Origin of the sequence: Polymorphobacter multimanifer (genome assembly GCF_014205635.1) — a bacterium.
In the GTDB taxonomy this organism is placed as follows: Bacteria; Pseudomonadota; Alphaproteobacteria; order Sphingomonadales; family Sphingomonadaceae; genus Sandarakinorhabdus; species Sandarakinorhabdus multimanifer.
Genome location: NZ_JACIIV010000029.1, coordinates 31,114 through 45,888 on the forward strand (window position 1 = coordinate 31,114; position 14,775 = coordinate 45,888).

At 62.8% G+C, this 14,775-nt stretch carries 15 protein-coding genes; 11 read left to right on the forward strand and 4 right to left on the reverse strand.

The features are described 5' to 3' along the window. Nucleotides 1–13 precede the first annotated feature (13 nt). From FHS79_RS15835 to FHS79_RS15845, 3 genes are read left to right on the forward strand one after another with little or no spacing between them, the layout of a single operon-like run. Nucleotides 14–322 carry an integration host factor subunit alpha gene (locus FHS79_RS15835; protein WP_184202347.1) on the forward strand — a complete coding sequence of 103 codons (309 nt, stop codon included), beginning with the start codon at nt 14–16 and terminating at the stop codon, nt 320–322. 4 nt (nt 323–326) lie between these two features. Further along, nucleotides 327–758, forward strand: a complete 432-nt coding sequence (locus tag FHS79_RS15840) for a MerR family transcriptional regulator (protein ID WP_184202349.1) — start codon at nt 327–329, stop codon at nt 756–758. A gap of 4 nt (nt 759–762) precedes the next feature. Further along, on the forward strand, nt 763–1,488 hold the full coding sequence (locus FHS79_RS15845) for an AAA family ATPase (protein ID WP_184202351.1): 726 nt from the start codon (nt 763–765) through the stop codon (nt 1,486–1,488). Between the two features lie 22 nt (nt 1,489–1,510). Here FHS79_RS15845 and FHS79_RS15850 read toward each other — a convergent pair whose 3' ends face one another. The 3 genes from FHS79_RS15850 to FHS79_RS15860 form a co-directional block, all read right to left on the reverse strand. Next, entirely contained in the window at nt 1,511–4,663 is a 3,153-nt protein-coding gene (locus FHS79_RS15850; RefSeq protein WP_184202353.1) for an efflux RND transporter permease subunit, read from the reverse strand. Next, nucleotides 4,663–5,841 carry an efflux RND transporter periplasmic adaptor subunit gene (locus FHS79_RS15855; protein ID WP_184202355.1) on the reverse strand — a complete coding sequence of 393 codons (1,179 nt, stop codon included), beginning with the start codon at nt 5,839–5,841 and terminating at the stop codon, nt 4,663–4,665. The genes FHS79_RS15850 and FHS79_RS15855 overlap by 1 nt, the downstream gene beginning before the upstream one ends. Nucleotides 5,842–6,017: 176 nt before the next feature. Beyond that, on the reverse strand, nt 6,018–6,863 hold the full coding sequence (locus FHS79_RS15860; RefSeq protein WP_184202379.1) for an ABC transporter permease: 846 nt from the start codon (nt 6,861–6,863) through the stop codon (nt 6,018–6,020). 79 nt (nt 6,864–6,942) lie between these two features. Between FHS79_RS15860 and FHS79_RS15865 the strand changes: the two genes are divergently transcribed. Together FHS79_RS15865 and FHS79_RS15870 are read left to right on the forward strand one after the other, a co-directional pair. After that, a complete protein-coding gene (locus tag FHS79_RS15865; RefSeq protein WP_184202357.1) occupies nt 6,943–7,479 on the forward strand; it encodes a GcrA family cell cycle regulator in 537 nt (178 codons plus the stop codon). 130 nt (nt 7,480–7,609) lie between these two features. Further along, nucleotides 7,610–9,091 carry a flavin-containing monooxygenase gene (locus FHS79_RS15870; protein ID WP_207792395.1) on the forward strand — a complete coding sequence of 494 codons (1,482 nt, stop codon included), beginning with the start codon at nt 7,610–7,612 and terminating at the stop codon, nt 9,089–9,091. A gap of 9 nt (nt 9,092–9,100) precedes the next feature. On the opposite strand, the gene FHS79_RS15875 is transcribed toward FHS79_RS15870, so the two are convergent. After that, entirely contained in the window at nt 9,101–10,579 is a 1,479-nt protein-coding gene (locus FHS79_RS15875) for a carotenoid oxygenase family protein (protein ID WP_184202359.1), read from the reverse strand. 124 nt (nt 10,580–10,703) lie between these two features. Here FHS79_RS15875 and FHS79_RS15880 point away from each other — a divergent pair, with 124 nt between their 5' ends. The 6 genes from FHS79_RS15880 (at nt 10,704) to FHS79_RS15905 (ending at nt 14,695) form a co-directional block, all read left to right on the forward strand. Further along, on the forward strand, nt 10,704–11,174 hold the full coding sequence (locus tag FHS79_RS15880; protein ID WP_184202361.1) for an SgcJ/EcaC family oxidoreductase: 471 nt from the start codon (nt 10,704–10,706) through the stop codon (nt 11,172–11,174). An 87-nt stretch (nt 11,175–11,261) separates the two neighbouring features. Next, complete coding sequence (locus FHS79_RS15885; protein ID WP_243453417.1) at nt 11,262–12,161, forward strand: winged helix-turn-helix transcriptional regulator; 900 nt, start codon at nt 11,262–11,264, stop codon at nt 12,159–12,161. Nucleotides 12,162–12,220: 59 nt separating this feature from the next. Next, nucleotides 12,221–13,087 carry an SDR family NAD(P)-dependent oxidoreductase gene (locus FHS79_RS15890; RefSeq protein WP_184202365.1) on the forward strand — a complete coding sequence of 289 codons (867 nt, stop codon included), beginning with the start codon at nt 12,221–12,223 and terminating at the stop codon, nt 13,085–13,087. After that, nucleotides 13,084–13,608, forward strand: coding sequence for a nuclear transport factor 2 family protein (locus FHS79_RS15895; protein WP_184202367.1), 525 nt, complete (start codon nt 13,084–13,086; stop codon nt 13,606–13,608). Before FHS79_RS15890 ends, FHS79_RS15895 begins: the two co-directional genes overlap by 4 nt. Then, nucleotides 13,605–14,348: an SDR family NAD(P)-dependent oxidoreductase gene (locus FHS79_RS15900; RefSeq protein ID WP_184202369.1), complete on the forward strand. Its 744-nt coding sequence runs from the start codon at nt 13,605–13,607 to the stop codon at nt 14,346–14,348. The genes FHS79_RS15895 and FHS79_RS15900 overlap by 4 nt, the downstream gene beginning before the upstream one ends. After that, a complete protein-coding gene (locus FHS79_RS15905) occupies nt 14,345–14,695 on the forward strand; it encodes a nuclear transport factor 2 family protein (protein WP_184202371.1) in 351 nt (116 codons plus the stop codon). Before FHS79_RS15900 ends, FHS79_RS15905 begins: the two co-directional genes overlap by 4 nt. Nucleotides 14,696–14,775: the final 80 nt, after the last annotated feature.

The window sequence follows — 14,775 nt, forward strand, 5'->3', positions numbered from 1 at the left end:
GGGAAACATGACCATGGCAGAGATCAGTTCCATCACACCAGGCAGCGTGACCAGGGCAGAACTTGCGGACGCTGTTCATCGCGAGATCGGGCTTTCACGTGCCGACTCGGCTCAACTCGTTGAGAATGTCCTCGATTCGATTGCCGATGCGCTGCTCGCCGGTGACAATGTGAAGATTTCTTCGTTCGGCAGCTTTGTGCTGCGCTCAAAGGGCCTTCGCATCGGCCGCAACCCCAAGACCGGCGTTGAAGTGCCGATCGAGCCACGCACCGTTCTGACGTTTCGCCCGAGCCAGTTGCTTCGCCAGGCAATCAACAGCTGAAACGATGGCGAGGGCAGGCACTTCAGGCAAGGCGGCCACCGCGTTTCGTACGATCGGAGAGGCCGCCGAGGTCATCGGCGTCCCGCAACACGTCCTGCGCTTCTGGGAAACGCGTTTTTCTGCCCTGCAGCCGCTCAAGCGCGGTGGTGGCCGCCGCTACTATCGGCCGGAGGACATGGCCCTTCTCGAAAGCATTCGCTCACTGCTTCACGATCAGGGGATGACCATTCGCGGTGCCCAGCAATTGCTCGAGGGCCTGAAACCCGGCGCTGCCACTCCGACTGTTGCCGCCACCGCAGCATCCAGCGGCGCTGGCCCTACAGAGGGTGTTGTCATATCCGGCTTCGAGGCCGCAGCCCATACCGGCTTGAATCCCACCACTCGCGCGGTCCTGCTCGGCATCCGCGCACGACTCGCGGACGCGCTGGCCGCCTGATACGGTGCGCAGTATCGCGGTTTTCAGCGTCAAGGGCGGCGTCGGAAAATCCGCCATCGCGGTCAATCTTGCACATGCCAGCGCCACCCTGTCCGGCCGTCGAACCCTGCTATGGGATCTGGACGCGCAGGGCGCTGCCACCTTCACGATGCGGCTCGGGGCTGCCGGATCGGCGCGCAAGGCCTTTGCCGATGGCCAGCTTGCGCCATTGATCCAGCCGACCGAGTTTCCCGGTCTCGATGTTCTTGCAGCCGATCGCTCGCTCAGGCACCTCGAAGCACAGTTGCTCGATGAAAAAGCCAAGCGTCTTAAGAAGCTGCTGAAGTCCCTCGAGAAGGATTATGATCGGATCATCCTCGATTGCCCGCCAGGTCTTACCGAGCTTGCCGACCAGTTGTTCCGCGCCGTCGATCTTCTCGTGGTGCCGCTCATCCCCACGCCGCTCTCCGAGCGCGCGTTCGCCCAGTTGACCGATCATCTCGGCCGCGAACACAAGAACGGTCCTGCCGTCCTGCCTGTGTTCTCGATGGTCGATCGCCGCAAGACGCTGCATCGCGAGCGGGTCGCGGAACACCCCGAGCGGGCTGTCATCCCCTATGCGGCGGCCGTGGAAGCCATGGCAAGCACGCGGTTGCCTCTGCTCGCGGCCAAGGCGGGCACTCCCGCAGCACGCGGCATCACCAGCTTGTGGACCCAGATCGAGCGCACCCTCGGCGCACTGAAGACTTGACCGACTGCCTTTGCGGCAGCACCTATTCGGCTGCCACCCGGCCCGGATCAGGCACTTGCGCTGGCAGCGTCTCGCGCGGCAATTCCCGCACATCGGCAGCACCGCGGCGCACGCGCCAGCGTGTCATCGCGCCTTCAATGGCAAGATAGACGACTGGCGTGATGAACAGCGTCAGCACCTGACTGACAACCAAACCGCCCAGCACCGCCACACCCAGCGGCTGGCGAAGCTCGGCACCGGCGCCGATGCCGAGTGCGAGCGGCAGTGCGCCGGCCATTGCGGCAAAAGTGGTCATCATGATCGGCCGGAAGCGCTTGTTGGCGGCTTCACGAATTGCGTGCGCCGGCGTCCAGCCATGACTGCGTTGCCCTTCCAGCGCAAAATCGATCATCATGATGGCGTTTTTCTTCACGATGCCGATCAGCAGCACCACCCCGATGATACCGATCACATCGAGCGGCATGTCGAGCAGCCAGAGGAAGAACACCGCGCCGATACCCGCGGCCGGCAGACCGGAAAGAATTGTGATGGGGTGGACGAAGCTTTCGTAGAGCACGCCAAGCACGATGTAGATGACGATGACGGCTGCCAGGAACAGGATCGGCATCGAGCCGGTCGAGCTTTCGAATTGCTGCGCATTGCCGCCGAACGATCCCGAAATGGTCGCGGGCACCCCGAGATCGGCAAGCGCTCCATCGATCAGCGGCTTGGCCTGGGAGAGCGCGACGCCCTTGGCGAGGTTGAAGCTGAGCGTGACGGCGGGCAACTGACTCTGGTGCGCCACAACCAGCGGCGCGCCCCTGATTTGCACCTTGATAACCGCCGAGAGCGGCACCAGGACCGCTGCCTGCCCATCGAGCGACTGCCCGCGCACCATCAGCCGCCCTAGGCCATCGGGCGTCAACTGCTCGGAGTCGGCGATCTCCATGATCACCTGATAGCTGTCGACATCGGTATAGACGGTCGAGATCTGCTGGTTGCCATATGCCGAAGCAAGCGTCTGCCGGATCGCCGCCACCGAAACCCCGAGCCGGTTGGCAGCGTCGCGGTCGATGTCGACCATCACTTCACGGCCACCAGTCTGATAATCCGACGACACGTCGACAAACGCCGGCATGGCGCGCAACGCCTGCTCCATCTTCGGCGCAAAGCCATACAGCTCCTCCTTGTCGACCGCCGAGAGCGTATACTGATAGTTCGACGATGAGCCGCGCCCACCCAGTTGCAGGTTCTGGGGAATGTTGGGGAAGGCGCCAAAACCCGGTTCGCTGTTCAGCGCCCTTCGAAGACGCGTCTGCACCTCTTCAGCCGAATCGCGCTCGCTGCGGGGCACAAGTGGTGCGAACAAGCGGCCCCGGTAGCTGTTGTCACCGCCGACAATCGAATTCACCCGCGCCACCGCTGGGTCTTCAGCGAGGATCGCGGCAATCTTGTCCTGCTTGGCCAACATCTGGTCATAGGGAGTGTCGGGCGCCGCTTCGGTACCGATGAAGATACTGCCCGTATCTTCGGTTGGGAAAAATCCCTTGGGCACGACGGTGAAACCCCAGATGGCAACGCCGATCGAGGCCACTGTGAATAGGCCAACAAGTTTGCGGTGCCGAAGCGTGCTGTCGAAGGCCCGCATATAGCCGTTGGTCAGCCGCTGGAACCCGTTGGTCGAAGCCCTGGCAATCCGGCTGTTCGGCTCCTGATGCCCCGGCTTGAGCAAGCGCGCAGCCACCATGGGGATGAGCGTGAGCGAAAGCAAAGCGGACACGGCAATGGCGATTGCCATCGTCACTGCGAACTCGAAGAACAGCCGGCCGATGACACCGCCCATGAAGAGCAACGGAATGAACACCGCGATAAGCGAAACCGAGATCGAGATGACGGTAAAGGTGATCTGGTTGGCGCCCGTCACAGCGGCTTCCCGTGGGGCCTCGCCATCCTCGACGTGCCGAACTATGTTTTCCAGCACCACGATCGCGTCATCGACAACAAAGCCCGTGGCGAGCGTCAGCGCTAGCAGCGAGAGGTTGTCGAGGTTGAAACCGAACATGTACATGCCGGCAAAGGTGCCGATCGCCGCAACCGGTAGCACGATCGCCGGGATGGCGGTCGCTCGCGCATCGCCCAGCACCAGATAGATGACAAGGATGACCAGCAGTGCCGTGCCGATCAGCGTGTATTGCGCATCGGCAACCGAGTGACGCACCGATTCCGAACGATCCAGGATATTGGTGATCTCGACCGTTGGCGGCATTGCATCCTTGATCATCGGCAACACGCGGTTCACTTCGTCGACGAGTTTGACGACATTGCCACCGGGCTGCCGGGTGACGGCCACCGTGAGCGAAGCCTCGCCATTGAACTTGGCACCGCCGCGACGCTGCTCGAAACTGCTGATGACCGACGCAACATCGCCGACGCGCACCGGCAGGCCGCCGCGGGTGGCAACGATGATCTGCGCAAACTCTTCCGGCTTCTCGATGTTGCCGGTGGCGTTGAGAATGTAGTTGCGCGCACCGCCGTTGATCACCCCCACAGCGATATTGCTGTTCGCCGCTGCCACCGCCTGGCGCACGTCATCCGCCGTCAGATTGCGCGCGGTGAGTGCTTCGGGGTTGAACTGGATGCGGATCGCAAAACGCCGGCTGCCATAGGTCTGCACATTGCCGGCGCCTGGCAGCGTCGAAAGCCGGGGGACTGCCAGCGTGTCGACAAGCGTCTGCAGCTCGTTCAACGGTCGCGACGGATCGCGGAACGAGAAGAGAAGTACCGGCTGGTCGGCTGGGTTGATCTTCTGGAACGTCGGCGGGGACGGCATCTCGGGCGGCAACTGGCGGGTAACCGCTGAAAGTGCCGACTGCACATCGAGCGCCGCACTGTCGATGTCGCGATCGAGCGCGAACTGCACGGTGATGTTGGTCCCACCGGTGGATGAGGTCGATGTAATCTGGTCGATGCCGGCGATCGTCGACAGCCTTCGCTCAATCGGCGTCGCCACGGCTGTCGCCATGGTGGCAGGGTTGGCGCCAGGCAGACTGGCCCGGATCTCGATCGTCGGCAGATCGACCTCGGGCAGTGCCGACACGGGCAACTGTCGATAGCCGAAGAAGCCCGCGAACATGATTGCCAAGGTCAGCAGCACGGTTGCCACCGGCCGCTCGACGAAGAAGCGTGCCCAGCCCATCAGCCAGCCACCGCCGGACGGTCGGCCGCCGCAGTTCGCGGCTGGGCTGCGCCATCAGGCCCGCCGCGCGTCCTCACCTTGTCCCCGGCCTTCAATCGCGCCAGCGCATCGGTGACCACGCGCTCACCCTGCTGCAATCCGCTCGCGAGATAGGCAGTGCCATCAGCGCGGCCCTTGACGGCGACATTGCGCATCGAAACCGAGCCATCAGCCGCGATCAACCAGACAAACGGCTTGTCCTGGCCTGTCTGCACTGCAGATTCCGGAAGCGCGATTTGCGCGCTCGGCGTGCCCATCGGCATGGCGACATTGACGATGGCCCCCGGCCAGAGTGCCGCATCGGGATTGCGAAATTCCGCCTTGGCAATCACAGAGCCATTGCCTGGATCAACATTGTTGTCGAGAAAAGCAAGCACGCCTCTGGCCAACGGCGGCTGAAGGCCGCCCGCGCCTTGCACCCTCGCATCAACAGGCACTGGCCCGGCCATCATTGCCGCCCGCACCTGTGCAATGTCCTGCGGCGGCACGAGGAAGCGAACCGAGATCGGCGAAAGCTGGTTGATCGTGACCAGCGGCAACAGATCGGCCGGGCGAACATTGGCGCCGAGACGGAAGTTGAGCTCTCCTGTCCGACCGCTCACCGGCGCGCGAATATTGAGAAAGGTGAGCGCCGCCTCGGCGTTGCGCACTGCAGCCTGAGCCGAACTGATCGAAGCCTGGGCGCCTTGCGACAACGCGCGTCTTTGGTCGAGCACCGATCCGGTGATGAAGCCCTTGTCCACCAGCGCCTCGGCGCGCTTCAACTCGCTGGCAGCCTGTGCCGAATTCGCGCGCGCTGTGGCAAGCTGCGCGCGAGCACTCTCAAGCTGGGCCTGTGCCTGGCGATCGTCGAGCCGGAACAACAGCTGGCCGGCGCGCACATTGTCGCCTTCGTTGAAAAGAATGGCGGTGATTTCCCCCTCGGCCCGCGTGCGGATATCGACAGTCTGCAGTGGCGCCACCGTTCCGAGGGCCACGAGCCGCGGCGCAAACTCCTGGGATGTAGCCGAAACCGCGCTTACCAATGAAGGGGGGCGGTCACCACCCCGTCCGCCTTTGGCACCGGCAGCATCATCACTGCCGCACGCGGCGAGCATCAATGCCATCAGGCCGGCGACAAGAATGGGATGGCGTTTCATCAACTCAGTCAGTCCTATACGATACGCCAAGGCAAATCACCCGCAGCACCCAAGCCTTTGATGAAGAAGAGCTTCGTCGCATGATTCCCACCAAGCACTTCCACCGCGTTGGCTAAGCTGAAAGGCTCGTCACCTGCAACCCGCGCTAGCGCGAACGGGCGGTTTGCCGCAGCCAATCAGGCGCGCAGTCGCCACCCTGAGCTAAGCACTCGATAACAGACGACCCAAAGCACAATATTGCAGCCCAGCAACAATCCTGCCCCTGTGGCGATGTCGCCATTGGCGGTGCCGATGAAGCCACTGCGAAAGCCGTCGATCACGTGAAAAAATGGGTTGGCTGCACTCAATGTCGCAAGAAGCGGCGATACCCGGTCGATGGTGTAGAATGTCCCGGACAACAAAGTCAGCGGCTGCACGACGAAGTTGGTGACTGCAGCGGCATGGTCGAACTTGTCGGCCCAAATTCCGGTCAGGACGCCGAGCAATGCCAGCATCACCGCTCCCATTGAGCCGAAGTAAATGATCGGCAGGATGTTGCGCACCGGCACATGCACGCCCGGCGCCAGTACCATCGCCAACCACACTGCCAGCCCTACCAACCAGGCGCGGGTAACGGCACCGCCGACAAATGCGACAAGCAATTCTCCCGCGCTCAGGGGCGGCATCAACACATCGACGATCGTCCCCTGCACCTTGGCGACCAGAAGCGAAGACGAAGAATTGGCAAAGCTGTTCTGGATCATGCCCATCACAATCAGACCCGGCCCCAGGAAATCGGCGAAAGGCACGCCCAGAACCTCGGCGCGCTGACCGCCGAGCGCGAACGAGAAAATAACGAGAAACAGCAGCGTCGTGATCGCCGGTGCCCAGATGGTTTGCAACTGCACCTTGAAAAACCGCCGCACCTCCTTCAGATACAGGGTTTGCAAACCCTGCCAGTTGACTGATGCGATCAGGACGACGCCAGGCTCTGGATGACGCTGCAACGGTGGGTTGTGGGATCCTGATTTTGGGGCGGCCATGCAAAGGACATAGCGTTTCCCGGCGGTGTGCAGCAAGGCATCAAGTTGGCACCGGTAGTTTTGAAGGATCTCCGTTTTCATGGCCTGGACCGAAGAACGAATCGCCGTACTGAAGGCGGGCTGGGAAGGCGGCATGACTGCCAGCCAGATTGCCGAACAGCTCGGTGAAGGTGTCACCCGCAATGCTGTCATCGGCAAGGCCCATCGCCTCGGGCTCGAGGCACGACCCAGCCCCGTGAAAGCTGGAGACGAAACCGCTGCTTCCCCGGCTCTGGCTTTGCCTTCCACAGCCGCGGTTACGTCTCCACCCGGCCTTTCGCCCGCTGCCCCCGCGCCCGTTCTGGCGGCCAACCATGTCGTTGCCAAGCCGGCGACCAAGCCTGCGCGCCGCGCCGGCAAGGCCGCACGCGTGACCTTGCTCGATCTCAACGAGAAGATCTGCAAATGGCCGATCGGGCATCCCGGTGACGCTGATTTCCATTTCTGCGGCAAGCCGGTGCAGGCAAACTTCCCTTATTGTTCCGAACATTGTGCAATTGCTTATCAGGCACAACTACCGCGGCGCGACCGTGATCGCCGGCCGCCACCGCAGATGCCGGGCATGCCCAGGCGGTGATGTAACGGCGCCTGGGGCGTTCGCGGGATCGAACGCGTTCGGCGTTTTGCTGAACTTCCCCTGCGACTCCCGGCAGCTTGCATGGTGCCGATTGCCTGCTTACCCTTGCGTCAACCAAGGGAACTGCTGAATGACTAACATCACCGAGCATGAAGTGCTGATTGTCGGCGCCGGGCTCTCGGGCATCGGTGCTGCCGTCCATCTGATGCGCGATGCGCCGGACCGCAGCTTCGCCATTCTCGAAGGGCGTGAGCGCATCGGCGGCACCTGGGACCTGTTCCGCTACCCCGGCGTCCGCTCGGATTCGGACATGCACACGCTCGGCTATCGCTTCAAGCCATGGACAGCGGCGAAGGCCATTGCCGATGGCCCAAGCATCCGCAGCTATATTGCCGAGACTGCAGCCGAGCATGGCATCGAGAAGCACATCCGCTTCGGCCACACGGTCAGGGCCGCCGCCTGGGACAGCGCCGCCGCGCGCTGGACCGTCACCGCCCAACTTGCGGATGGCAGCACGGCGCAGCTTCGCTGCCGCTTCCTGTTCATGTGCTCGGGCTATTATTCATACAGCGAAGGCTATCGCCCGACATGGGAGGGCGAGGCGGATTTTGCCGGCGCCATTGTCCACCCGCAATTCTGGCCCGAAGGCCTCGACTATGCAGGCAAGCGCGTCGTCGTCATCGGCTCGGGCGCCACGGCTGTGACGCTCGTGCCCGAGATGGCAAAGCAGGCGGCGAAGGTGACGATGCTGCAGCGCTCGCCTACGTGGGTGGTGAGCCGCCCGTCGGAAGACGGAATTGCCAATCTCCTTCGCAAGCTGCTTCCGGCGCAGACCGCCTACGATGTCGTGCGCTGGAAGAACGTGACGCTTGGCCAATGGTTCTACCGGCAGACCCGCGCCAACCCCGGCAAAATCCGCAGGCAACTCCTCAAACGGCTGCAGACGCTATTGCCGGCCGGCTATGACATGGCGCACTTCACCCCGCGCTACGACCCTTGGGACCAGCGCCTTTGCCTGGTGCCCGATGCCGATCTGTTCACGGCACTCGGCTCGGGCAAGGCAGAAATTGTCACCGACCATATCGAGCGGTTCACCACGACCGGGATCCAGCTCAAGTCCGGCAAGCATCTTGCTGCCGATGTCATCGTCACGGCCACTGGCCTGAAACTCGAAGCCCTCGGCGGCATGGCGATCACCGTCGATGGCGTGCCGCGTCGTTCGGCCGACAGCCTGGCGTACAAGGGAATGATGTTCAGCCACATTCCCAATCTTGCGGTCAGCTTCGGTTACATCAACGCCAGCTGGACGCTGCGATCGGACCTGATCGCCGAATATGTGTGCCGCATCTTGAACCACATGAAGGCGACCGGGACCGACATCGCCCTGCCTACGCCGGCCGCCGATGTGGTGCCCGAAAGGCTCGCGATGGACCTGAGCTCGGGCTATGTGCAGCGCGGTGCCGATGCCCTGCCCCGCTCGGGCAACCGCGCCCCATGGATGGTGACGGCAAGCTACACCCATGACCGGCAGGAGCTGCGCGATGGTGCAGTGACCGACGAGATGGTGTTCGCCACCGCCCAGCCGGCCCTGTTCGCCGAAGCCGCGGAATAGGCCATCTTTTTACCTCGGCAGGTGTACCCTCTCCACCCAGTAAGCATGGGTGCCGCTGGAGATCTTGTGCGGCAGCGCCAGCCGGCAAACCGGGCCGGCCTCGATGTCCCTGGCATCCACAAGGATGCACTCGGAGGTGCCACGGTTCTCGTCGATGATGAAGCTGACGAGATAGCCATCATCCTCCGAACTGGCATTCACCCGCGGTGCAAACGGCGCTTCGCTGGCATAGCGGCCCTCGGGCAACGTCAAGGACCAGCTCTCGCCGGTTTCCAGATCATGCTTCACGAATCCGTTGAACAGGAACCAACCCGGCTTGGTGGTGGTGCTGTAGGCGTAGCGGTAGGGGTGCCCGCTCATCCGCTGGTTGTAGGTACCGAACTCTAGAATCCGGTCATCGAGTGATTGCTCATGCGTCTCGCCGGTGGCCAGGTTGAAGCGCCATCGGTGCAGCTTCGGCTTGAAGCTGTGCTCGTCGACATAGGCCATCATGTGTCCATAGCCATCGGCGTTCTTGAGCGGCGCCGGCATCGGATTGTGCTGGAAATAGCCGTCCATGATCACTTCATCGCCCTCTTCCCAGGCGTTGAGGAAGTGCAGCACATAGGTCGGTGCCGCCTCGAACCAGCGGATCTGGTCGGGCGTGCCATGGCGCGGGATCAGCGCAAACCTGCTCGGCAGCGGATGCTGGCGCGCGACATGAATGTCTTTCTTGAGCAGTTCGGCATCCCAGAACAGCGGAAAATCGTTCAAGATCGACCAATTCTTGGTGAATGCCATGTCGTGCGGCAGCCGTGGCCCCGGCAGCGGCACCGGCACATAATGCACAAGCTTGCCGGCGGGATCGACCACGCCATAGTGCATGAAAGGCGCATGCTTGGAATAGTTGAAGAATAGAAGCTCACCGGTCTCGAGATCGACCTTGGGATGGGCGCTGATGCCATCGAGCGGCACCCAGGGCGCGATGCCTTCGGCTTCGAGCGTCTCGGCATCGAGCGCATAAGCTTCGCCACATTGGTAGAAGGTGGTGAGCGCCTGCGAGCGGTGGACCACCACATCAGTCGAGCTGGCATCCTTCAGCCGGCCATGCGCCCCGAAGCCGGGGCGAGTGCTGACGCCTGGGCCGTCCATCAGCCCACCCCACAAGGCCCGCTCGGCCTCCTGTTCGGCCTCGAAGCCGCGGGTACGGATGAAGCGGTTGCGGTAGCTGGCACGGCCCCCCGAAAAACTGACCTGGTGAAGCATGCCGTCCCCATCGAACGGATGATAACGACCGAGCGGCTGATGGACCGGGTTCTCGGTGTTGCGGATGTAGATTCCGTCGATATCGGTCGGGATTGCGCCTTCGATCACCGGCAACTCTTCGACGGTCACCTCTTCCCGCAATGGTGTCCAGGCGCCATTCAAATAGGGGTGGTTGCTCGGCTGAAGCGTCACCTTTACGGGCGGCTCGCGGAGCACTTGAGCGGAATAATCGGGCGGTGCCATGGAATAAGCCCCTTTCGTTGACGCTAAGGTAAAGCAGCCGGTACGATTGTGCAACTTTGATGGTTGACCCGATTGTCGCACTGTCAGATGCTCTGCCCAGCAACGAAATTTGGGGAGAGCGGTGATGCGGCAACTGATCGGGCTTGTGATGGCGATGATCCTGCTGGTCTCATCGCCGGCATTTGCGCAGGAGAAGACCATGAGCACTGATCCGAAAATCGCGGTTGTCGAGAAGATGATCGACGCCTGGAACACGCGCAACTGGCAGCTGGTCGGAGACCTTTTTGCCGAGGACGGCGTGCTGCATTCGATGATGATCGAGCCGGTTGTCGGCCGTGCCGCGATCGCATCGCGGATCAACGCCATGGGCGCCGGCATATCCCAGATCACGCTCGATATCCAGCGCATCGGCCGCGTTGGCGACGCCGTCATCATCGAGCGCGTCGATCGCTTCACCTACAAGGGCCACACAGGCGAAGTGCCAGTGGTCGGAATCCTCACCGTCGAGGGCAACCATGTGAAGGTGTGGCGCGAATATTATGATCGCGCACAGCTGGTCGCAGCGATGGGACTGAAGGAAGACTTTCACAAGTAGCGGGGTTTCCACTCCCGCGCTATGATTGGCGCTGTAATGGGCGACTCAACTCTTATTCGTACCTGCTCGATTTGGCGGGCACTCGAGGTGGTCGGGGATACCCCGACGCTGCTCATTCTTGAGGCAGCTTTTCTCGGTGCGCGGCGCTTCGACGATTTCTGGCGCGAGACAGGCCTGCTCAAGGCGCTGCTGTCAGACCGGCTGAAGAAGCTGGTGGAAGCCGGTGTGCTGGAAAAGGCGCAATATCATGAACGCCCGCCGCGCTATCGCTACCGGCTGACGCAAAAAGGTCGCGAGGTCTATCCGGTCGCCCTCGCACTGCTGCAATGGGAAAAGGACTGCGGCGATCATGCGGCTGGCGCCCGCACGATCCGCCTGACCCACAAGACGTGCGGAATGGAGTTTCGTGCCGTTGCTGCCTGTGGTGGCTGCCAAGGCGATGTGGATGCCACCAATGTCGATTGGCTCGAAGGGCCGGGCGTCGGCTGGATGGCGCCACTTTACAGCCGACGCCGCCAACTCCGCGAGCAGGTTGGAGATGGCAGCCTGTTGTTCCGGGAAGCGGCCCAATTGATGGGGGACCGCTGGGCGAGCCTCATCCTGCGTTCGATCTTCACCGGGATTCGCAGTTTCGATGGCATCCGTGCCGACACTGCAATGGCAACCAATATCCTGTCCGAACGCCTGCATTGGCTGGCAACTCGCGGCGTCATCCGCCAGGCAGCCGTGATTGGCCAGCCGGGCCGCAATGAGTATCGACTCACGCGCAAGGGCGTTGCCTATTACCCCGCGCTGCTGATGCTGCTGGTATGGGGAGATCGCTATTATGTCTCACCCGAAGGCCCACCGCTGCTGCTCACCCACAAGGCTTGTGGTGCAGTGCTCAAGCCCGAGATAGTCTGCTCGCACTGCCGCGCTCCGCTCGATGCGGGGGATGTTGAGTTTGTGCTGGAACCGATCCCGACCGATCTCGCTGAGGCTGTTTAGCGCTTTCAAGACCATACCGACCCCGCTAGTCTGGCATGATGGGACATGGGGACATACGGGTGGCAATCGTCACTGGGGCGGGCAAGGGCCTGGGAGCAGCATTTGCCTGCGCGCTTGCTGCCGACGGGCTTTCAGTACTCGTCAACAACCGTCAGCGCCTTGGGATGAGCGATTCGGCCGCGGAAACCGTTGCGGAGATCGAAGCAGATGGAGGGACGGCAGCGGCCGACCTTCATGACATCACGGCACCGGGCGCTGCTGAGGCGATGGTCGTTTCGGCCGTTGCCGCCTTTGGCGGGATTGATGTGCTAGTGCTCAACGCCGGTATCACCGGGCCGATCGCCAAGGTCGGAGCGCTGGACGAAGCGACGCTGAGGAAGGTCCTCGAAACCAACTTTTTCGCCCAGGCAGCGCTGGTCACGGCCGCTCTGCCGCATCTGCGGTCACGGCCGGGAGGGCGGATCATTTTCATCTCCTCCACAGCCGGACTGCATGGCCTCAAGGGACGACCGGCTTACGCGGCATCGAAGGGCGCGCTCAACGGCTATGCGCTGAGCCTCGCCGATGAGCTTCGTCGCGATGGAATTGGCGTCAACATCTTGATGCCCTATGCCGCCACGCCGATGACCGCCGGTACCGCGGATGCCGCCGCCGGTCTGCTGGCCCCCATCCGGACCTGCGCCGCGCTGCGCTGGCTGGCATCGCCCGCCTGCACCGCCACCGGGCAGATCTGGGTCGCGGGAGGCGGGCAGTTTCGCCGGGCGATTTCGGTGGAAAGTCGTGGGCTTGGGGAGGCCGAAGCCACGCCGGAATGGCTGGCCGACCATGCCGACGTGCTTGCCGACCTCACCGGGGCACGCAGCTATACCGGTGCCGAGGCGGCGTTTGCCGATCTTTTTGCCGATGCCAAGGGGAGAGCCGAATGACCGTCGAGGAATTGCTGGCGCGCACCGCCATCACCGATGTGCTGATCCGCTACGCCAAGGGGGCCGACCGCGGGGACATCGAGCTGATTGCGCCTGCTTATCACGACGATGCGATAGAGGATCATGGCGGTACCTTTCTGGGACCGGCCGCCGATTATCTGAAGGGTATGGCAAAGGTACTGCCGACGGCCCCTCGGATGACGCATATGGTTACCAACATCATGGTCGAGGTGACCGGGAACACGGCACGCGCCGAAAGCTATTGGCTTACCTTTTCGCGCCGCGAAGGTGCGGAACCATTCGACAGCCTGACGATGGCGCGGATCCTCGACAAGTTCGAGGATCGCGGGAATGGCTGGAAGATCGCGCATCGCCGGCTGAGCTGGGAATGGAACCATGAGATGCCGCTCGCCGAAAGCTGGGGGCGCGGGCAGATCGCGCCCGATCCGGCGAAGCTGGTTCGGGGCGGCAAGAAGCCCGATGATCTGGCCTACAGCGCCTGGTGGGGAGAAACGGCATGAAGATCGAAGGCTGTGTGGCGCTGGTGACCGGCGGCAACCGGGGCATCGGCGAAGGGTTTGTCGAGGAGCTGCTCGCGGCGGGGGCTGCGAAGGTCTATATCGGCGCTCGTAAGCTGGAAGATGCGCAAGCTGCGGCAGCACGGGACCCTCGGCTGGTGGGGGTGCAACTCGACGTGACCGACGAGGCGCAGGTGTCGGCTGCCGCAGCGCTGGCTGGGGATGTGAGCCTGCTCGTCAACAATGCCGGTGCCTTCTCGATGCAGACTTTGCTGGGGGCACCGTCGCTCGATGCGCTGCGGGCGGAAATCGAGACCAACTACATCGGGATGGTGAGCATGGTGCGGGCGTTTGCGCCGGTGCTGAAGGCCAATGGTGGCGGTGCCGTTGTCAATGTGCTCTCGGCCGGCGCCATTGTTTCAGTGCCGGGGATGGGGGGGTACAGCCCGTCCAAATTCGCCGCTCGGGCGGCTTGCGATGCGCTGCGTGCCGAGCTGGCGCCGCAGGGGACGCATGTGGCGGCACTGATCGTCGGCTCGGTCGATACCCGCATGGCGGCGCATGTGACGCATGTCGCCAAGTCTTCGCCGCGGGACATCGGCCGGGCAGGGCTGGCGGCAGCAAGGCACCGCATCAACGAGCATGATACCGATGCCCATGCCATTTCGGTGAGGGCACATCTGGCGCGTGATCCCGGCGGCCTTGCCGCTGCGATGGCCAGGGCTGTGCAGGGAGATAAATGATGGCCAACACAATGGAAAGTCTCATCGCCAAGCAGGACATTGCCGATTGCCTGGCGCGATATGCCCGGGGTGTCGATCGCACCGATGGCCCCCTGCTCCACAGCTGCTACTGGGACGATGCGATCGAGGAGCATGGCTCGAGCTATGTCGGGCCGGCACGGGCCTATGTCGATGGTGCCATCGCCCGGCTGGCCGGTGCCGGCACCATGGGGCATTATTTGTGCAACATCCATTATGAGTTCGACGAGACCGGGACGGTGGCCTGGGTGGAGACTTATGTGCTTACGTTTGCACGATTTCCCAAGGCGGGTGAGCCCTGGGACACGCTGACCTGTGCACGGCGGTGACAAACCAGGCCATTGGATCGTCGGCGGCGTGTCGATGAGGGCGGTGTAAAACCCGGCCATTGGTTAGGCTTGTCCCTTTG